A 19,357-nucleotide genomic window follows, 5' to 3' on the forward strand; every position below is an offset into this window, starting at 1 on the left:
AAATAAATTAGGGTGTAGCGGGCGCTAATAATTGTTCGACATTTTGTCGTGCAAAAGCAAAGGCTTGTTTGGCCCCATTGAGGGCTACTTCTTTTTGCTCTTGGTTGAGTTCAAGAGCATCTAACGCAGTTTTGAATTGGCGCCAGTGTAACCCGCGACCGTCTTCATGTCCTGCCAAGTGGCGTGCGCCGAACTCTTCTGATAAATCCAGATGTTTGCGCGCGTACTTGAGAAGGAATGCCGCTCCTAAGTTGGAGCCTTCAACTACGTAGAGCCAGCCCAGTGCAGAGTGGAAATCAGTAATTGTGACTTCTGCTGCGGCTTGTTGATCAGCTTTTAAATCGCTCTCGGGCATTTCGAAATCAGCACAGTCCTGGAGGACTGCTTCAGAGCGGTCTCTCTCTTTCAGGCCGGGCAAAAAATTATTTAATTCGTCACTTTGAAACCAATCAGACACCGCTTGATGCAGTCGCGACTGCGTGCGAACAAACAGTGCATATCGCTCGCGATTGGAAAATGGTGACAGGGACATAATGCGTTTATCTAGACTCTCGTGGGTCGTATTAGTGCCTTCTTTCAGCCAAGCGGAAAAGGTGGGCTCTGTCGGTTCAACGGATTGGCATTCTGCTGGGTTGCTCACGGGATTTTTCCAAAACAAATTAAACAATAACCGCCCGGTTATTCCGGTGGCTTTGTAATGGGTGACGGACCAAATTCAAATTAACCCATCCCGTTGATCAATATTTTTTGAAAAATTCACCGGGTTATTCCAAATTGATATAACATTCTCAGCTCAGCTACTTTAAATGAGAATAGATATCATTTACAGTCCCCGCCCTCAAAAGATTACAGCGCAAGGTCTGAGTTTTGGCCCCGGAAACCCCTTCAACCCCAGGATTTGATGAGCTTTACCAAGAGCACCACGAGTGGCTTGTCCGTTGGATAGCGCGCCGAACTTCCGGTGTTGATAATGCCCAGGATTTAGCTCAGGACACTTTTATTCGTCTGCTGGATAGGCCGAGCCTGCCTGCGGGAATTCGAAGTCCGAGGGCCTGGTTAACCAAAGTGGCCGGGAACCTGCTGATCGACCAAGCCCGTCGCCAAGTGCTGGAGAAAAATTATTTAGCGCTGCTGGAAAATTTGCCGGAACCGGAATGTCCTTCCCCAGAAGATAAGTGGGAGCTATTGGGGCTTTTGGAGCAAATCGATCAATTGCTCAGTGGTCTGCGCCCGATAGAGAAAACGGTATTTCTAATGGCGAGACTAGACGGCTTAACATACCGCCAGGTGGCTGAGCAGCAGGGGCTGAGCCTTTCCTCAGTAGAGAAATATATCGCAAAAGCCATGCTCAAGTGCTATGCCGCCGCGTACGATAACGAATAATTTTCTATGGACTTGGAACTTGCTTGCTGATGTCAAACGCCCCAGAAAAAAATAGAGAAAAAATTCCTGAAGCAGTACTGTTGCAAGCCGTTAGCTGGCGCGTTCGCCTGGGTTCCGGTGAGGCGCTTGACTCAGAGCGCGATGCTTGCAGTCAATGGCGTTCGGCGGACCCTCTGCATGAACTGGCGTGGCAGCGTTTTGAGCGGATGGAGTCACCTCTAGATACGGTGGCTCGCCGAGCGCCGCGTTTGGCCCATTCCACCCTCAATCAAACCGATGCAGAAATTCGCCGTTTAAATCGCAGGGCTGCTCTTAAAACCATGGGCGGTGGTGTCCTTGGGGCTTTTGCCGTTGGCGTGGTGGGATATGACACCGGTTTGCTGAAGTATATGTCTGCCGATTATTCCTCTGGTTCTAAGCCGGCCCAATATACTCTGGATGATAAGAGCCAAGTCTGGCTAAACACCGGTAGTGCCATTGAATGGGAGTCGGGCACAGCAATCCGTTCCCTTGTTCTGACTAAAGGTGAAATGCACTTGACCAGTGCCGCTGACCCGAGGCCAATGCAGGTATCGGTGCCTCAGGGGCAGCTGATTTCCCGTGACTCGCGCTTTTTTGTCCGCAATGGCGATGACCACACGATTTTGCAGGTTGTGGAAGGTGGGGTGCAGGTTCAGCCGAGCGCGGATATAGAGCCCTTTGCAGTTAAAGCGGGTGAGGCTTATCGCCTTACTGGAGCCGGTTCGCTCGCTCTGGACAGCAAGATGTTTGATTACAGCGGATGGATTGACGGGGTGCTTTCAGCTCGGAGCATGCCATTAGGGGCACTGCTTGAAGAGTTGTCTCGCTATCGTGTTGGTTTTTTACGCTGTGATCCGGCATTAAGAGATCATCAGGTTTCCGGGGTTTTCCAGCTTCACGATATCGACACCATCCTAAAAATATTGGCGCGTTCGGCGGGAGCTGAACTGAGCTATACCACGCGCTGGTGGGCAACGATTCAATTGCAGGGCTGACGGTTTTTTCGGAACGGGCAACCTTTAATTCCTGCTCTTATTGCCAGATGACCACAAAAAGTTATCAGAAGGTGTCATTTTTTATTTTTGATGACGCTTTTGATTGCTAGTTTTCCCTCCGAAGCAAAAAAAACAAAATAATTCTCATTTAGATTACGGGTTTTTGATTTTCGTTCGGCTTCCTAGTTATACACCTGAGAATAGGAAGCCGCTTAAATGCAGTCCCGCGCCCCAAAACATATTTTGCCCACCTTGTTGGCACTGTTGTTGGCCGTAGTTCCCGTATCGAGTTTTGCGCAAGCCCAGCAGGGCAATACAGCGTTGATCGAATTCAGTTTGCCTGCGGGTAATCTGGGAGATGTGCTCAACCTCTACTCGCGTCAGGCTGGGGTAACGCTCTCTTTCGACGAGAACCTGGTGGAAACTATTTCTGTTCCAGCACTATTTGGTAGCTACCGTGCAGAAGAAGCTCTGTTGAGCTTGCTGCGGGGCACCAACCTGCAAGCGGTTCCCGTTGGTAGCGGAGCCTGGTTGATCCAGTCCGCTGGCGAGCAGGATCTGATGGTGCTGGACAGCATTCAGGTTGAGACCCGTGATGGCGGTGAAAAAGACCAGGTATTTCGCGAGTCCGGTTCAGTAAATATTCTCACCCAGGAAAATATTGAGCGCTTTCGCGGTACCAGTGTTGGCGATATTTTTCAGGGCACCCCCGGTGTACTTATCAGTGAAAACCGCAATTCCGGTGGTCTGGATGTCAATATTCGCGGTATGCAAGGGCAGGGCAGGGTTCCTGTCTTAATCGATGGCAGTCGCCAGGAAACAACGATTTATCGTGGTTATGCCGGGGTTTCCAGTCGCAGTTATATTGACCCAGATCTGATTGGGTCCTTGCGTATTGATAAGGGGCCGGTAATGGGTGCCGAGGGCACTGGCGCTACCGGTGGCGTTGTCAGTGTAAATACCCTGAGAGCGGAAGATGTCGTAAAACCCGGCGAATTGTCGGGTTTCCGTGTTCGTGTCAGTGGTATTGGAAACAATAGCGAGGCTCCAGAGGCTGGTACTTACGCTGGTTACCACTTGCCGCGCCCTGTTTATCGCTCCGATTGCCGCTTTGTAAGTGATTGCACCGCTGACTATACAATGCCGGACAGCTTTGCGCCGGACCATGGAATGGATAGGCCCAGCCTGTTGGATTTTGAGGGTTACGCGGCGAGCTTTGCGGGCGCCCAGCGTTTTGAGTGGGGTGATCTGGTATTGGCTCACGCCCAGCGCGAACAGGGAAATTACTATGCGGGTACTGATGGCCCCGCGCCGGAAGTGGTTATTGGTGAGCCTCAAGAAATGGCTTGGTATACCGAGACTAAGGTTGAGCTGGAGAGTGAACTGGGAGAAAGCATCCCTTACCGCGCCGGGGAGCGGATTCCGAATACTAGTTTTTCTAGCGATTCCTGGTTGTTAAAAAGCAGTCTCCATTTGCCAAAAGACCAAAGTCTTGAGCTGGGCTATATCCGCTATAACAGTATCTTTGGTGAGATGATGCCCTCGCAAGTTCTTTCAAATTTCGGTCAGGCGCGCGAGTGGCTCGATAGTGAAGTGCTTAACCAAACCTACACTGCACGCTATCGTTGGCAGCCGGTGGAATATGATTGGGCCGACTTGCGTGTCAATTTTTGGCACACCGATGCGGTCACTGATCTGAACACACCGAATATATTCTCTATCGAGCTGGAGGATAATATTGCGCGAAATGACGATTATCAGCGCTTTGGCCTTGATATCACCAATAGTATGCGCTTCTACCCCATGGGTGAATTGCGCTGGGATTATGGTGTTTCTGCACAGTGGGAAGACTTGGATAGCGATACCCAGACCGCTGAAGGTATTTATGCCGGTTCCCGCAGTGGTGGGCGCGATGAGTACAGCTTGTTCACCGGTATTGAATGGCAACCGTGGCCGGAGTGGACGCTGGAGTCTGGAGTTCGTTATACCCATTTCTCTTCAAAAGACAATAATCCCCTCCCGTTGAGCATTGATTCCGATTTTTGTGTAGATAATGGGGAAGGGGGCTGTGAGGACGTTTACTACAGCAATAGTCGCTCCGGCACTGCACCTATTGTGGTTTTGACATGGGAGCCGATCAAGGGTTTGCAATTCTATGCCCGCCATGCGCAGGCTTTGCGTATGCCGAGCCTGTTTGAAGGTACCACTGGTTTCTCATCGAGCCCCGCACTGGATATCACCCTTAAGCCTGAGCATGCAAAAAATAATGAGGTTGGGATTAATTATCTTAACGGCCAGTTATTTGAAACTCATCATCAACTCCGAGCGAAAGTTGCTTACTTCGAAAACCATGTTGACGATTATTTGACTCGCACCGGGGTCAACGCCGATGAAGAAAAGCAAGGTAGCGGTATCTCCGATTTATTCCGTATGCGAAATATCGATAGCCTCGACCTTGAAGGTTTTGAGTTCAACCTTGGATACGATGCCCTCTGGTGGTTAGTTGAGCTGAGTGCTACCAAATACAGCCACATTGAAGTCTGTGATGTTGCCAGCTATGTGCGTACTTACTGCACGGATTGGGGTATAGAAAACAGTTATTTCAATAATATGGTCCCACCTAACTGGCATGCCAGTGCGCATATTGGCTTGCGTTTATTCCAGGAAAAATTGGAATTCGGGCTGCGCGGTACTTTTATGGGGGAGCGAAACCCTGTTCCTTATTACGGCGATCAAGCTGGATTTACTGAGCCGGTGCTGTGGCAGAGCTACGAACTGTTAGATTTTTATACCAGCTTCCAATTTAACGATAGTTTTTCGGTGGATTTCACCGTCGACAACGTAACCGATCAATATTACATCGATGCTTTGAGTCTTGGCTTGGTGCCTGCACCGGGACGTACGGCAAGACTCAGTCTCACTTATCAATATTAAACATTTGGAGTTCCACAGATGAAAAGAGCAGCAGCCCTTATCGGCATGCTATGTTTGTCTCTCGTGCTGGCCGCCTGTGGTGGCGGTGGTTCGGGCGACGGCTCAAATAATAAACCTACCGCCAGTATCAGTTTGTTGTCCCCTGTAGACACAACTTTCTCCTTGGCTGGCGGTGATGTCACTGTTCAATTGAGCGGTACTGACAGTAGCAGCTCGCGAGATGCAAGCCTGACTTATCGTTGGGAGCTGATTGAGTGGCCTGAGCTTAGCCTGGTAGAGTTGGCCAGTGCTGAGGATGCCTACACAGAGTTTACAGCTGATCTTCCAGGCGACTATGTTGTGAGCCTGATCGTGGATGACGGTACTGAAACCAGTGAAGCATCCCGTATAACGTTGACTGCAACCAGCCCGAATCCAGTGGCAATTACTGAGCCGGTGCACAGTGTTATCCTGGGTACTCAGACCCTGGGCCTTGATGGCAGCTTGAGTACTCCGCCAACGGGTGAGACTGGAGATCTGGAATATTTATGGGCCCTGGTTGAAAAGCCTCTCGACAGTGCTGCGTACCTGACTAACAGTGACTCTAGCCAAGCTACATTGCACTTGGATATCGAAGGTGACTACAAGCTTGAATTAGTTGTTACTTATAATGGAGTTGCCAGTGAACCTGCGGAAGTTCTGGTAACAGTTTCCGCCGGTGATGCTCCACCTGTTGCCGTAACAGAAGACCAGACGATTACTCTTGGAGAAGAAGTTGTACTGGATGCGAGCGAGAGTTATGACCCTGAAGGTAACTCTCTGCAATACCGCTGGAAGTGGGCTTATAGTCCAGTGGAAACTGATGATGTTCCGGTTCCCGAGTTAGAGGGAGAGACAACCTCTACCGTTAAATTTACTCCCATTGCGGCAGATACTTACAATTTAATTTTGTTTGTTTTTGATGGCGCAAGAAAGAGTGAGGAGCGTGAAGTTACTATCGTAGTTGAAGCCGATTCCGAAGCGGAAGTCAATGATGCTCCAATTGGTGAAATCGAAGCGACTGGTTACTACCCGTCCTACAGTATTGGTGAGCAAGAGCTGGGGCTTCGCGCTGAATTTAATTTTGTTGGCTATGACCCTGAGGGTGATGCTCTGCAAATTATTGAAGCGGAGCTAATTGAAAAACCTGAAGGTAGTGTTGCCGAACTGGTTGATATTGGTTCTTGGAAACCGCTGGGTAAGAAAATCCAAGAGCTGGATGTGGTAGGTACCTATCGCGTAAGTATGACCGTATCTGACGGAACCAACCAGATAGACCTAGAAGCCACTATGGAAGCCAAGATTGGCAAGGTAAATGGTTATCCTTCTACCCGTAGTGTCGAAGCTCAGTCCAAGTCTGTGCTCGTTGGCGATGCTTTGGTGTTTGATGCCTCCAGTAGCGACCCTAATAATGATGAAATGACCTTCCACTGGGAGCTGGTTGACCGGCCCGATGGGAGTGATGCAGTGATTGAACCGGTTACCGAACCGGAGAGTGGGGAGCTTCGCCGTGCTCAGGTAGTTACCGATGTACCGGGTTCCTATACCGCTCGCCTGATCGTCAGTGATGATCGTGGTCTATATGCCAAAACCTACTCTGAAGACGATGGTCTTGCCAAAGTTTCCAACACGGCACCAGAAATCCGTTCTGTAGTTTGGGCGCGCAACTGGGGTAGCTTATCCACTGGTGAAGATTATTACCAAATCCTGCCCTGTATGTCCCTGCTGCATCGCCCTGTGGTGGTAGATGCCGACGGTGATGAAGTATTCACTTATGAAGAGCTGATCAGCGCGCCGGAAGGTGGTGAATTTACCAGCTATCCAGATAGTGAAGATTGTGAAAATACAACTGGTACCGTATTTTCGAAAGCGGGCACCTACGTATTCCGCTACTACGCTACAGATTTGATTGATGATGCGCCGGAATACGATTTTGTTGTAGAAGTTGAGCCCATGAGCGAAGCCAAGGGTGTGCGTCTGCGTAATATCAACTCCTGGGAAGAGAGCCTTTGGCTGCCCATGCCGTACGAAAATATTCCAAGCTACGGTACCCCGTCAGATTTACGGTGGGATACATCCCCTACCGAAGATGAATACCTACAATGGTCTCTGACTGCAGTTGATGCCGATTACACCATTGAGAATGTACAGGTGAAGCATATCAATGGCGATTTGGCTAGCCTTACACCATGGTTCGAGGGTGTTGCAGAGGGACAGGTTATTAGCGAGGGAGAGTCTCTGGACTTCAAGACATGGGTACCCTCTGTTCCCTGTATGCGCACAGATGAAAAAATAGAAGGCTTCCATTTCTCATTTAATATTAAAGAAATCCCGGAGTTGACCTTCACCTACGAAACCTGGGTAGCCATAGATGATGGTATCTTTAGCGAGGGCTGGAGACAGTGTGAAGCAGGGGAGTTAAATTAATCTTTCAGAGCTTACTTCTGCAATAACACATATTATTGCTGAGGTTCTATAACATTGTGACCTCTTTGAGAAAGGGCGCCTAATAGGGCGCCCTTTTTTAATCGTAATCAAACCTTAAAAGCTATTTTGTGCCCAATCATTGACTGCTTCTAAAACGAACTGTTGGCTTTTGTCATTCTTATCACACTTGTAAACCTGAAGACGCTCACCCTCTTCGGTTGAGCTACCCGGTGCGTCTATACAGTAGGTCCAGTTCTTATCGCGATTTTGGATGACCCCACTTTCCTGGATTTGCCATTTCTCCGAATTGCCGCCGTCACAATCCCACAGGTGCATTTTATCGCCGTTATCAGCAGAGCCAGTGTTGAAGTCAACACAGTATTTATTATTACCCTTAGGGCGGAGTTGGCCTTCAGCAGTATAAACAAACTGCTGTTCATTGCTGGAGCCACAGTTATTCATATTTAGGTTTGAGCCATTGCTATAGCCCTGGGAGACGGTCATGCACAAGTCAGCATTTGAGGCAGAACGGATTCTCAAATAGCCAGGAAGACTTCTCCTTACTCCGACAAAAGGAATTGCCGTGCCAGTATAATTGGGGGTGGTTGCGACTGTATCAGGATCCATCCCGATTGCAGTGGCACCATGTGCGATTGCTGTAAATATGTAGCCATAGTCGGTATTGCTAAAATCGCCAGAACTATCCCATAGGTGCATCAGCTGTTTGGTTTCAGCGGCTGCGTTGGCTGTTATCTGGTAATGATCGCCAGCCTGGACATTGCCGCAAAATATTCTTTGCGAACTACTGCTGTCTATTGAATCAATGGAGCCGGTAAATTCTTCTGGATCTGCGGTATCTATATCAGGACATAAAAATGCGCTCATCTCGTAGGAGTCTAATGCGGATTCCATTCGATTATTGACGTTGCCTGACTGTCCTCCGGTAAAAATAACGATTACTTTTTTGCCGTTATTTAATAAGTTGCCAACGCTAGGCCATCCCGTACTTGTAAGTGTGGTACGGTAATTTTCTGAGGAAGAAATTTGTTGTAAATATGCAAGCATATCCTGGTAGCTGTATTGGAGGTCGCCCAGCTCTTGTTGGATATACTGGTCAAGCAAATAAATTTCATCTGCATACCAGGCATTAAACCAATCTAAATTGGTTTTCATATCGATATACAGCATTATTGGCGCTTCAATAGTGTTAACGGAGAGCCAGGATTTTATATCGTCCAGACAGTGTTCCAGACGATCATCGTCTCCGTTGCTATTGCACATGTGATTACCGATGTCGTTTTGTCCATGAGCAACATGGGGTCCATGGCTGCTACCTTGCCAGGAACCGTGATCTACGACATCGATTTCCAGTGATCGAAAGCCTTTGTCGAGCCAGTCAGTCAGTGTTTCACCGTCTTCTAGCCGCTCATAGCTGTTATGGGGCTGTAAGTAATAAAGCTCATCAATACGATGCTCACTGGTGGCCGCTTCTGCTTGGTAATCGGGCCAGTGAAAAGTGTCAGCTTTACTGATGCTGGGTATAGATACCCAAAGTGATAGACATAGAGCGCCTGTAGAGACTTTGAGGAAGGACATTGGGGTTCCTGTTATCATTTTAATAGTATATTTATTATTTGTTATATAAAAAGTGTGTTAATACTTTGTTACCAGAACTGGATAATTTAAGCCTGTTAATTAACTGTTTTTTTTCAAACGGCATTGAGATGCGTAGATTTTTATTTAGATTACAGGTAATTGTTCGTAAGTAGGCAAGTGTTTGGAATTTTTGAGTTGACAGTGAGAGGCTAGGAGAAGAGTACTTTGGGAAAGTACTCTAACATCTAAAGCATATGCTTGTATTTGGCGATGGTCCATCGTGCACGTTTTATTGCTATTTACGTCCCATTCTCTTATCTACCTGCTTTCTCTCCCAATCTTCACCAAAGAAATTAAATAAATTGAAGGTGCTAATTGCATGGGAGGCGAGCCCTATACCCCATCCAAATGCCGCCCAGAGTGACCATAAGTATCCGGGAGCGAGTATTAAGTTGGCAATTACTAGCCCCGAGATAACTAATAAGTAGGTGATTAGGTGTTGGTAAAAGCTCTTCAGCTTCTTGACATGCTCAATGACTTTTCTTTCTTTGGCGGAGATCTGGTCTCGGGAGTTCATATTGATGACCTTGGCTGATTAGCTACAGCAGTGGGGAATATTATTATTCGAGTTATTTTCAAGTTTGGATAGAGATATTAACCACAGCCAATGAAATGTGGCAAGTAGTGAAATTTTCAAGTGTATGAAGGATGCCTGATGAGACCAAGCATCCATAAAAGAGTACTACACAATACAGTCTGGTTGTTCTGAAGGGTGGGCTTTAATAAAGGCCGGTAGTTCATTGCATGCGTCTGTGATTTTCTGGATTTTGGGATATTGGGTCATATCCAGGCCAAAGCGCTCCGCACTGTATACTTGCGGGAGTAAGCAACACTCGAACAACCCTGGATTGTCTCCAGCGGCGAAAGGCGAGGGTCTTAATTGCTTCTCCAGTGCGGAGAAGCCCAGGTGTATCCAGTGCTGAATCCATTGAATTTTTTGCTCATCACTGACTTTGAGTTCAGCCTGGAGGTACTGCAGAACCCTGAGGTTCTGTATAGGTTGAATATCGCTGGCAATACTTTGCGCGAGCGCGCGGATATGTGCGCGGGCTTCAGGAGCCTTTGGAAGTAGCGCTGGTTCTGGATGGGTTTCATCCAGCCATTCCAAAATGGCGAGGGATTGGGTGAGACTGGTTTCGCCATCATTCAGGGTTGGCAGTAGCCCGTGTGGATTCAGCGTGCGGTAGTCGTCTCCGTGCTGATCTCCCTTGAGCAGGTTTACCGGGTGATACTCGTATTCCAGGCCTTTCAAGTTGAGCCCGATACGCACTCGGTAGCTGGCGGATGAGCGAAAGTATCCGTAAAGGTCCATTCTCTTTCCTTTTCTTTGTTTTGGCGTTTGGCTGTTTGAATGTCAGCCTTCTTGGTGTTGTCTGGATGCGCTGTATTCACTTTGGCTTCCAGGAGTTTACATAATCTGTTAGCTCCACGGCATGGGCATCCGGGAGAATATCCCAGGGGGTGCGGCTGTCGATCATTACAGCAACTTCATCGGTTTCCTTGCGTGCATGCCGGGCTCCGGTAGCAAATGCCTTGGGGTGGGGGCCGTGGGTAAATCCCATGGGGTGGAGGGTAAGCATCCCCGGATGAATATTGTCGCGGCTAAAGAAGTCACCACGGTGATAGAAGATGAGTTCATCAAAGTCATCATTGTTGTGAAAGAAGGGGACTTTGAGTGCGCCCGGGTCACTCTCAATCGGGCGAGGAACAAAAGTCGCTACAACAAAACCTTGTGCGACAAAGGTGGTATGAGCCGAAGGGGGTAGATGGTAGCGGTGGCTCATCAGTGGGCGTATATCGCGCCAGTTGATGCGAACGGCCAGGTTGTCCCCAGTCCAACCACAGGCGTCCAGTGGGTTGAAGGGGTAGGTAATGGTCGACAGCTGTTGCCGGGCCTTAACCACAACCCGCCACTTATCATCGCCCTGTTGATCGAGGAAGGCTTTATCTATACGAGGCACATCCAGCATCGCTTGGTCAAAAATCGCATTGGGGCCAAGGATCCCTTTTTCGGGGAGCTGAAAATGGCTGCCTATCGCCTCCACCATCAATAGTTCCAGTGGCTCATCCTCGGTCGGCGTCAGGCGCCATAAGGTGCCGCGGGGCAGCAGGATATAGTCTCCATCGCGAATAGAGAGATGGCCAAAATCACAGAACAAGTCGCCGCTCCCATTGTGTATAAACAGGAGTTGGTCGCCGTCAGCGTTGCGCACCAGATGATCCATAGGCTCCCGGCAGGTCCAGAGGGCGACCTGGCTATCCTGGTTTCGCAGGATCGGCTTTTGATCCCAGGGGCTTGTTCCCTTGTGCTTCATTTGCGTGGCATCAAAAGCGTGGGGACGCAGTGGACCTTCGAACTGGCTCCAGCCGGTGGGGGGATGGCGGTGATAGAAGTGGGTGCAGGGCCCAAAAAAACCCTCTTTGCCCATTTCCCTTTCAAAGCTGTTAGGTGGGAAATCTGCATGGGCTTGGCGGCTTGTATTTCCTTCCGTTCGCGGAAAGCTGATCCACTGTTTCATGGCGTGGCCTCGCTTCTGTGCGGATGGTTCGAAGGTGTGGCGAAAAATTGAGCATCTCAGTGCCACTTACACGCAAATTTCTTGCGCCATAGACCCAATTAGTTCGCAAATATGGCGCAAAAAAACCTATACTGTCCGGCCATTTTTTCGTATGGCCCGGTAACTTTTCCAGAAAGTATTTGTGCCGATAGTGGTTACAATTGAAACCAATGTTAGTTAAATTGAGTATCAGGTACAACCGGGACACCCGAGCAGGCAGGTTTGAGGGCAGCTATGACAATCGAACAAAACACGCGACCCACCGTTGTTGAGAACGACGAGCTGCGCCTCGAAAAGTTCTTACCCTACCGCCTCTCGGTACTTTCCAACCGAGTGAGTAATGCTATTGCGCAAGCTTATGGTGCGCGCTTCCACCTCACCATTCCCGCTTGGCGGGTGATGGCAATTCTGGGCCGTTTTCCCGATTTATCTGCCGCCGAGCTGGTTGAGCAGACGGCGATGGACAAGGTGGCAATCAGTCGGGCCGTCTCTTCCCTGTTAAAGAATGACTACATTACACGCAGTGAAGATCCTGGTGACCGGCGCCGGCAAGTGCTGAACCTGTCGGAGCTGGGGCGTGATATTTATGCTCGCATAGTGCCGCTGGCCCATCAGTACGAGAATGACTTGATGGCATCCCTATCCACTGAGGAGCGGGAACAACTGGATAGCATTATTGATAAGTTAATGGTGCGCGCGAAGGAATGGTCTGAGCGCGGCCTCGTTGATGAATAAATGAGATAACTAAGAGGAGTTTTCAGATGTTTGAGCATTTAAACAGCCTTCCGCCAGATCCGATTTTGGGCCTTTTGGCCAGCTACCGCGCGGATGAAAACCCCAGCAAAATTGATCTCGGTGTGGGCGTCTACAAAGATGAGGCAGGCCATACCGCTGTCTTGCAAGCCGTTAAGGAAGCCGAAACCCGCTTGTTACAGGGTGAGGAAACCAAGGCCTATATCGGCCCGGCCGGAACTCCAGGTTTCAACACCGCCATGCAGGAGCTGGTACTGGGTGCCGGGCACCCCGCGTTGGTGGGCGGTCGCGTTCGCTCAGCTCAAACTCCCGGTGGATGTGGTGCTTTAAGAGTTCTGGCGGAATTGATTAATCGCGCCAAAGCTGGGGCAACCGTGTGGGTGAGTGACCCCACTTGGGCTAACCATGTGCCGCTTCTGGGTAATGCGGGCTTGCAAATCAAGAGCTACCCCTACTATGACCGCGCTACCAGCAGTTTGCAGTTCGACAAAATGGTCGAGACTCTGAAGGATGTGGGTGAGGGCGATGTTGTTCTTTTCCACGCCTGCTGTCATAACCCCTGTGGCGCGGACCTGTCCCGTGAGCAGTGGAAAGTGTTGGCAGAAATGGCGCAAAAGCAGGGCTTCACGCCGTTTATCGATATGGCCTATCAGGGCTTTGGCGAGAGCCTGGAAGATGATGCCTACGGCCTGCGCTTGATGGCTGAATCTGTTCCAGAAATGCTGGTCGCGGCTTCCTGCTCGAAAAATTTTGGCCTCTATCGCGAACGTGTCGGCCTGGCTATGGTGATTTATGCGAATGGTGAAGCCGCCGATAAAGGCCATAGCCAGTTGCTGAGCGCTATTCGTGGCAACTATTCCATGCCACCTTCCCACGGTGCTGCCATTGTAGAATCTATTCTTACTGATGCGGGACTGAAAGCGAACTGGGAAGCTGAGCTGACCGAAATGCGCGAGCGTATTAACGGTTTGCGCGCTGGATTGGTAGAAGGGCTCGCCGCAGCGGGTGCTGCCGGTGAGTTTGGCTTTATCCGCCAGCAGAAAGGGATGTTCTCATTCCTGGGTATCAATCCCGAACAGGTACAACAGCTGCAAAAGGACTATTCCATTTATATGGTGGACTCGAGTCGCATCAGTATTGCCGGCCTGAGTTCCAATAATATGGAATACTTCTGTAAGGCTGTTGCCAGCGTGCTGTAAATTCGGCACATTTGGGGGTGAGCAATATGCTCACCCTTAAGATTTATCCTTTAGAAGTAAGAGTGAAAGATGGAAGTTGAGCTAGGAGTCCCAGTGCCCGAATCCCCCACCCAAATTTGGACCCCCCAGAGCTGGCGAAACTTCACCGCACATCAACAGCCCCAATACACGTCTGCCGAAGATGTTGCCCAGGTGGCTAAACAGCTCTCTGGTCATCCGCCCCTGGTTTTTGCGGCAGAGGCTCGCGAGCTGCGCCGTCAGCTGGCTCAGGTTGCCGAGGGGAAAGCCTTCCTTTTGCAGGGCGGCGATTGTGCTGAATCTTTTGCCGATTTTAATGCAAACCGCATTCGCGATACTTTCAAGGTATTGTTGCAGATGGCTGTCGTGCTCACCTTTGCCGGTAACCTGCCGGTGGTGAAAGTTGCGAGAATGGCCGGCCAATATGCCAAACCCCGTTCGGCGAATACCGAGACGGTGAACGGAGTAGAACTACCCAGCTACCGTGGCGATATTATCAACGGCATTGATTTTACCGCTGAAGCGCGCATACCTGACCCTCAGCGGATGGTAACTGCTTATAACCAGTCGGCAGCAACCCTGAATCTACTGCGAGCTTTCGCCCAGGGGGGATTGGCCGATCTGCATCAGGTGCACAAATGGAATCTCAGCTTCCTGAAAAATAACCCTCAGCGGGAAAAATATGCCCAGCTGGCGGAACGCCTCCAGGAAGCTTTAGAGTTTATGGCGGTATGTGGTGTTACCTCAGAGAACTCTCCCGCAATTCGTGAGACTTCACTCTACACCTCTCATGAGGCGCTATTGCTTGAATACGAGCAGGCACTGACACGAACCGATAGCCTTACTGGCAAATGGTATGACTGCTCCGCACATATGCTGTGGATTGGTGAACGCACTCGGCAATTGGATGGCGCCCATGTGGAGTTTCTCTCCGGTGTTTGCAACCCGATTGGGGTGAAAGTTGGTCCAAAGATGCAACCGGATGAGCTGCTGCGTTTGATCGATAAGCTCAATCCCGAGAACGATGCAGGTCGCCTTACACTGATTACCCGTATGGGCGCCGATACTTTGGGAGAAAAATTGCCTGCATTGGTGCGCGCCATTCAAGCGGAGGGGCGCTCGGTGGTATGGAGCACTGATCCCATGCATGGCAATACCGTTAAAGCGGGTAACGGCTATAAAACTCGCGATTTTGAAAAAATCCTGCGGGAAATTCGCGACTTTTTCTCGGTACACTGGGCCGAGGGAAGCCATCCCGGCGGTATCCATCTGGAAATGACTGGGCAACATGTCACTGAGTGCACCGGTGGAGCTTGGAAAATTTCTGAAGCAGACCTCGCCAGTTGCTACCGCACCCAATGCGATCCGCGACTAAATGCCGATCAGGTGTTAGAACTGGCGTTTTGTGTTTCTGAATGGTTGCGCGCTGGTCGAATCGCTTAATTGGCTGTTCTCTTTAATTAAGAAATTCTGAATATAAAACCTCTTATCTTGAGCCTTTGGCTCGAATAAGAGGTTTTTATTTCTCTCGACTGAAACTCCCTCTAAATCAGTATTCTATATTTGTCAGCCTGTATGTGAGGAGCTGCTCCTGTTGCAGTTAAGTCATTCAAGCTGAATATTCTCCAGGTTTTACTTCGACTGAAAGTACTTAAGTATCAATTAAAGCCACCTCATTTATTGGATTAGGGGATGGATATCCCTTTTCCGACATTATTGATAATATTTGATAGTTTGTTCTGTCAGTTTTTGTAAAAGTAAATTGTAGGGTGGGGCAATGGTGCGAACTATAGAGTTTTTGTTGGGTTTATGTCTTGTAGGCCTTGGTATTTACCGGGGATCACTGTTGAAATCGATGTTTACGCGATAATGCTAGTCGTATTTGGTATAGGTTTGATGGCACGATGGTTCGGTTCCTCCAGTAGAGATGAGGATGATGGTTGGTTCGATAGTGATTCTGGCAGTAGTTCGAGCGGTAGTTCTTGCAGCAGCGATGACTAGTTTTTCCGTCTGACTAACTGTTATTGGAGATTGCTACATTGGCTGGTTTACTGGCTTTGATTCCTTATGTTGGATTAACTGTTGCTATTTACCTGGGAATTAAAGGGTGCGAACTCGCCTGGAAAAATAAGCAATGGGAAAGCCTTGAGAATTTTAATTCTGTTCAGAAAAAGTGATCTGTTAGGGGTGTTTGTTGATAATTCCTATTTTGGGTATTCTTACTGCAGTCGCATTACCTGCATATATGGACTACCAGAGTGTGGTAGGGGCTCAGTAGATCGAGTTCTTTATCGATAAAGGGTTTGGCTTCCTGCCATTCCCTTTCTGATTAATTTCCTAACTTTTTATTCCTCTCTCCATAACTAGTATGACTATATTTTCAATGTAATTAAGTCATGTTCAAATTCCAAGAAGGGCGCTACAAGCCTGTTGAAGAGTATGGCGTTTAAATGTTGATCGATTGTGCCAAGATTGGTTTAGAAATAAGGTGTAATCGATTTCGGTCTTTAAATCTGTATCATGTACCATTTTGCGCTGACTTGAAGCTTAAGTGACTTGTCAGCAGTGCTGGCTAACCAGCTTGACGCTGGTTGTATAGGGATAAAGCAAAATGACAGATATGGTAAAGGGACATTACTCAGTTAGTCGCAGGAAGTTTTTTGCTGCAAAAATATTGGGCGTATTGTCGGCATTAGTAGCAGTGTTATGGGCACTTACCCAGTATCTATTTCCTGAGCCCATGATTTACCTATACGGCATATGGCGCCCTGAGTATTTTGTAGCCTTTATGGCTATTGTGATTGTGTGCACTTCTCTATCTCTTTGTATTTGGAGCTACTTAAAAAATCGCTACCTATTTGGTGTGGTTGTGGTTTTGGCTTATTCGATCTCTTGTTTTTCATTTTTTATTCTGGGGAAGGAGTATCACATTCCGGATTTTGTTGCGGGTCTTCCAAAAACGACTTCTGAAGGTGGTGCTGTTTACCTGCAAGGGGTCGAGATTCATCACAATAATTGTGTAAGGCAGGGCGGTACAGTGCAGTGCCGTATGACCGTGACTAATCGGAGAAGTCGGCAAAAAGTAAGGCTTTCCTCCTGGCGCCTGATTATGAAAGATGGTGCTGTCTTCAAGGAGTATGAGGCATTTAGGGGTGGGCAGGAAGTGAGGGGAATGGTATATCTGGAGCTTCCCCGCGGTTCTGAGGCCGAGCTGGAAATCGTGTTTTTTGAAGTCCCTGAGAACTATACTGAAATCTTGAATCTCGGCTTTAAGGCCGGGAGTAAAGAGTTTGGATTTAAAAACATAAATGTCAGATAGTTTTTTCTAAAGATAGAAAGGTATTGGAATCGGTAGGCTTGAAGCCACAGAAATTTTCCACTTAGGTGTTGTTTGCAGTGTTATCAAGTGTGGATTTGAAACGATATATTCGTGAGTTTTGGTTGTTTGGCTTGAGGCAGGCTTATGCCTGTATTTTCGGTGGCTTCTTGCTGGGAATTATGATTGTCACCAACTATTGGTACCCACTGGAATCGATTCACCGGTATGACTTTATCTTTCTGGCTGCTATAGCCTTTCAGGTCTTTCTTCTAGCTACAAAACTGGAAACATTCAGGGAGTCAATAGTTATTGTCGTATTTCATGTCGTTGCGACCGTCATGGAGATATTTAAGACATCTGACGCTATTGGCTCATGGAGTTACCCGGAAGAGTATTTCTTTGGGATTGGTAATGTGCCACTGTTTACAGGGTTCATGTATAGCGCAGTGGGCAGTTACATTGCTCGAGTGTGGCGAATTTTTGAATTTGAATATTCTCACTATCCATCGAAATTGCTGACAGTTGTTCTGGTTGTGTTTATCTATGTCAACTTCTTTGCACATCACTATATCTGGGATTTCCGCTGGGCGTTACTAGCGGGAACAGTGTTATTGTTTTATCGAACCAATATTTACTTTAAGGTCGTTGAAAAGCATCGCTCTATGCCGCTTCTTTTGGGGTGGTTGCTGGTAGCACTGTTTATTTGGTTTGCTGAAAATATTGCTACTTTTGCAAATATATGGATTTACCCTAATCAATCCCATGAATGGCAAATGGTATCTCTGGCGAAGCTCAGTTCATGGTATCTACTGATGCTGCTGAGTTTTGTACTGGTCTCACTGATTAATAACGTGAAGATCCGCTCCGAGACTGCTGGTGCTCCGAGTACGGAAAGCAGGTCGCCCGCTTAAGGCGACCTAGCTGCTTGCTCCTTAAAGGTTAGGGCATTGTGGGGTAATCGGTATATCCGTTTGCGCCACCGGTATAGAAGGTGTTTGGGTCTGCTTCATTTAAGCTCGCATCGGCTTTAAAACGCTTTAGCAGGTCCGGGTTCGCCAGGAATGGAACGCCGAAGGCAACCGCATCTACTTGCTGCTGCCCAATGGCTGTATTGGCCTCATCTCGCCCGTACCCCATATTGCCAATCAGATTGCCCTGATACAGTTCCCTTGCTGGAGTCAATACATCTCCGAGTTGCTCGCCGAGGAAGTCGGCTCGCATCAAGTGCCAGTAGGCCAAATTATATTCATTCAATTTTGATGCAAACCAGCGAGTGTGTCCCTCAGGATCGCTATCGCGCATGCTGTTGAATCCGTTTAGGGGAGAAGTTCGCAATCCAACTTTGCCGGAGCCCCAAACTTCGATAACGGCCTCCAGAACTTCAAACAGCAAGCGTGCACGATTCTCTAAAGACCCACCGTACTCGTCTGTTCTAAGGTTTGAGCCATCCCGCAAAAAACTGTCCAAGAGATAGCCGTTTGCACCATGAACCTCAACTCCATCGAAGCCAGCATCTCTAGCATTGAGTGCTCCCTGTTTAAAAGCCGCGATAATTCCTGGGATCTCCACAGTTTCAAGGGATCTTGGGGTGGTGTAAGGTTTTTTTCCGTCCGGTGTGTGAACCGTATCGTCAATGGCGATTGGGCTGGCTGCAACCGGCGTTGTGCCATTATTCAAATCGGGGTGACTGGCTCGCCCACCGTGCCAAAGTTGCAGGAATATCTTGCCGCCTCTCTCGTGAACGGCGTCAGTCACTTGTCTCCAGCCTTCGATCTGTTCCTGGGAGTAGATACCTGGCTCAGAAATAAAGGCTGAAGTTCCCTCTGCCACCATAGTTGCCTCGGCAATAATCAGGCCGGCGCCAGCCCTCTGTGCATAGTACTCAGCCATTAAAGGGGTAGGTACGTGGTTTTCAGCTCTTGCGCGGGTCAGGGGGGCCATCACCGCACGGTTGGCAAGCTTCACATCACCTAATTGAATACCTGTAAACAGATCCTGTGTCGCAGTCATCTTGTGTGCCTCAATGTTGTCACGAAAAGCAGTTGTCTATCGATGGCGCACAGACTAAGCTCACAG

The 19,357-nt window shown here is 48.7% G+C and carries 16 protein-coding genes; 10 read left to right on the plus strand and 6 right to left on the minus strand.

The annotated features are described in order from the left end of the window. Positions 1-7: 7 nt before the first annotated feature. Complete coding sequence (locus ACJJI1_RS16450; RefSeq protein ID WP_413665231.1) at positions 8-640, minus strand: biliverdin-producing heme oxygenase; 633 nt, start codon at positions 638-640, stop codon at positions 8-10. Positions 641-867: 227 nt separating this feature from the next. On the opposite strand from ACJJI1_RS16450, the gene ACJJI1_RS16455 reads away from it, so the two are divergent. The 4 genes from ACJJI1_RS16455 (at position 868) to ACJJI1_RS16470 (ending at position 7,778) form a co-directional block, all read left to right on the plus strand. After that, the gene (locus ACJJI1_RS16455) at positions 868-1,383 is read left to right on the plus strand and encodes a sigma-70 family RNA polymerase sigma factor (RefSeq protein ID WP_282933363.1); all 516 of its coding nucleotides are present in this window, start codon (positions 868-870) and stop codon (positions 1,381-1,383) included. A 29-nt stretch (positions 1,384-1,412) separates the two neighbouring features. Further along, the gene (locus ACJJI1_RS16460) at positions 1,413-2,399 is read left to right on the plus strand and encodes a FecR domain-containing protein (protein ID WP_444957304.1); all 987 of its coding nucleotides are present in this window, start codon (positions 1,413-1,415) and stop codon (positions 2,397-2,399) included. A gap of 216 nt (positions 2,400-2,615) precedes the next feature. Beyond that, entirely contained in the window at positions 2,616-5,333 is a 2,718-nt protein-coding gene (locus ACJJI1_RS16465; protein WP_413665233.1) for a TonB-dependent receptor, read from the plus strand. An 18-nt stretch (positions 5,334-5,351) separates the two neighbouring features. Then, positions 5,352-7,778 (plus strand): PKD domain-containing protein, encoded by a 2,427-nt coding sequence (locus tag ACJJI1_RS16470; protein WP_444957305.1) that lies wholly within the window; start codon positions 5,352-5,354, stop codon positions 7,776-7,778. Positions 7,779-7,892: 114 nt separating this feature from the next. Here the strand turns inward: ACJJI1_RS16470 and ACJJI1_RS16475 are convergent, their stop codons facing one another. The 4 genes from ACJJI1_RS16475 to ACJJI1_RS16490 form a co-directional block, all read right to left on the minus strand. After that, on the minus strand, positions 7,893-9,374 hold the full coding sequence (locus ACJJI1_RS16475; protein ID WP_413665235.1) for a ricin-type beta-trefoil lectin domain protein: 1,482 nt from the start codon (positions 9,372-9,374) through the stop codon (positions 7,893-7,895). Positions 9,375-9,669: 295 nt separating this feature from the next. After that, positions 9,670-9,951: a 2TM domain-containing protein gene (locus ACJJI1_RS16480; protein ID WP_444957306.1), complete on the minus strand. Its 282-nt coding sequence runs from the start codon at positions 9,949-9,951 to the stop codon at positions 9,670-9,672. A 165-nt stretch (positions 9,952-10,116) separates the two neighbouring features. Next, on the minus strand, positions 10,117-10,746 hold the full coding sequence (maiA, locus tag ACJJI1_RS16485) for a maleylacetoacetate isomerase (protein ID WP_444927426.1): 630 nt from the start codon (positions 10,744-10,746) through the stop codon (positions 10,117-10,119). A 76-nt stretch (positions 10,747-10,822) separates the two neighbouring features. Then, entirely contained in the window at positions 10,823-11,953 is a 1,131-nt protein-coding gene (locus tag ACJJI1_RS16490) for a homogentisate 1,2-dioxygenase (protein ID WP_413665238.1), read from the minus strand. 273 nt (positions 11,954-12,226) lie between these two features. Here ACJJI1_RS16490 and ACJJI1_RS16495 point away from each other — a divergent pair, with 273 nt between their 5' ends. The 6 genes from ACJJI1_RS16495 to ACJJI1_RS16520 all read left to right on the plus strand — a co-directional run bounded on the left by ACJJI1_RS16495 (position 12,227) and on the right by ACJJI1_RS16520 (position 18,192). Next, positions 12,227-12,727: a MarR family winged helix-turn-helix transcriptional regulator gene (locus ACJJI1_RS16495; protein WP_282933355.1), complete on the plus strand. Its 501-nt coding sequence runs from the start codon at positions 12,227-12,229 to the stop codon at positions 12,725-12,727. 26 nt (positions 12,728-12,753) lie between these two features. Then, entirely contained in the window at positions 12,754-13,944 is a 1,191-nt protein-coding gene (locus ACJJI1_RS16500; protein WP_413665239.1) for an amino acid aminotransferase, read from the plus strand. Between the two features lie 69 nt (positions 13,945-14,013). Then, positions 14,014-15,405 carry a class II 3-deoxy-7-phosphoheptulonate synthase gene (locus tag ACJJI1_RS16505; protein WP_444896762.1) on the plus strand — a complete coding sequence of 464 codons (1,392 nt, stop codon included), beginning with the start codon at positions 14,014-14,016 and terminating at the stop codon, positions 15,403-15,405. Between the two features lie 596 nt (positions 15,406-16,001). Beyond that, positions 16,002-16,139 (plus strand): hypothetical protein, encoded by a 138-nt coding sequence (locus ACJJI1_RS16510; RefSeq protein ID WP_444957307.1) that lies wholly within the window; start codon positions 16,002-16,004, stop codon positions 16,137-16,139. Positions 16,140-16,750: 611 nt separating this feature from the next. Further along, complete coding sequence (locus ACJJI1_RS16515) at positions 16,751-17,281, plus strand: hypothetical protein (RefSeq protein WP_444957308.1); 531 nt, start codon at positions 16,751-16,753, stop codon at positions 17,279-17,281. A 95-nt stretch (positions 17,282-17,376) separates the two neighbouring features. Then, positions 17,377-18,192, plus strand: a complete 816-nt coding sequence (locus tag ACJJI1_RS16520; RefSeq protein ID WP_444957309.1) for a DUF817 domain-containing protein — start codon at positions 17,377-17,379, stop codon at positions 18,190-18,192. Between the two features lie 28 nt (positions 18,193-18,220). Here ACJJI1_RS16520 and ACJJI1_RS16525 read toward each other — a convergent pair whose 3' ends face one another. Continuing rightward, positions 18,221-19,291: an alkene reductase gene (locus ACJJI1_RS16525; RefSeq protein ID WP_444957310.1), complete on the minus strand. Its 1,071-nt coding sequence runs from the start codon at positions 19,289-19,291 to the stop codon at positions 18,221-18,223. Positions 19,292-19,357 lie beyond the last annotated feature (66 nt).

The sequence above is a fragment of the Microbulbifer maximicatervae (SeqCode) genome (genome assembly GCF_052467065.1).

Excerpts from the sequence above, each read along its gene's own strand:
- maiA (WP_444927426.1), bottom strand. The coding sequence starts at position 10,746 with ATGGACCTTTACGGATACTTTCGCTCATCCGCCAGCTACCGAGTGCGT.
- ACJJI1_RS16505 (WP_444896762.1), top strand. The coding sequence starts at position 14,014 with ATGGAAGTTGAGCTAGGAGTCCCAGTGCCCGAATCCCCCACCCAAATT.
- ACJJI1_RS16480 (WP_444957306.1), bottom strand. The coding sequence starts at position 9,951 with ATGAACTCCCGAGACCAGATCTCCGCCAAAGAAAGAAAAGTCATTGAG.
- ACJJI1_RS16525 (WP_444957310.1), bottom strand. The coding sequence starts at position 19,291 with ATGACTGCGACACAGGATCTGTTTACAGGTATTCAATTAGGTGATGTG.
- ACJJI1_RS16470 (WP_444957305.1), top strand. The coding sequence starts at position 5,352 with ATGAAAAGAGCAGCAGCCCTTATCGGCATGCTATGTTTGTCTCTCGTG.
- ACJJI1_RS16490 (WP_413665238.1), bottom strand. The coding sequence starts at position 11,953 with ATGAAACAGTGGATCAGCTTTCCGCGAACGGAAGGAAATACAAGCCGC.
- ACJJI1_RS16515 (WP_444957308.1), top strand. The coding sequence starts at position 16,751 with ATGGCTATTGTGATTGTGTGCACTTCTCTATCTCTTTGTATTTGGAGC.
- ACJJI1_RS16460 (WP_444957304.1), top strand. The coding sequence starts at position 1,413 with ATGTCAAACGCCCCAGAAAAAAATAGAGAAAAAATTCCTGAAGCAGTA.
- ACJJI1_RS16475 (WP_413665235.1), bottom strand. The coding sequence starts at position 9,374 with ATGTCCTTCCTCAAAGTCTCTACAGGCGCTCTATGTCTATCACTTTGG.
- ACJJI1_RS16495 (WP_282933355.1), top strand. The coding sequence starts at position 12,227 with ATGACAATCGAACAAAACACGCGACCCACCGTTGTTGAGAACGACGAG.
- ACJJI1_RS16500 (WP_413665239.1), top strand. The coding sequence starts at position 12,754 with ATGTTTGAGCATTTAAACAGCCTTCCGCCAGATCCGATTTTGGGCCTT.
- ACJJI1_RS16465 (WP_413665233.1), top strand. The coding sequence starts at position 2,616 with ATGCAGTCCCGCGCCCCAAAACATATTTTGCCCACCTTGTTGGCACTG.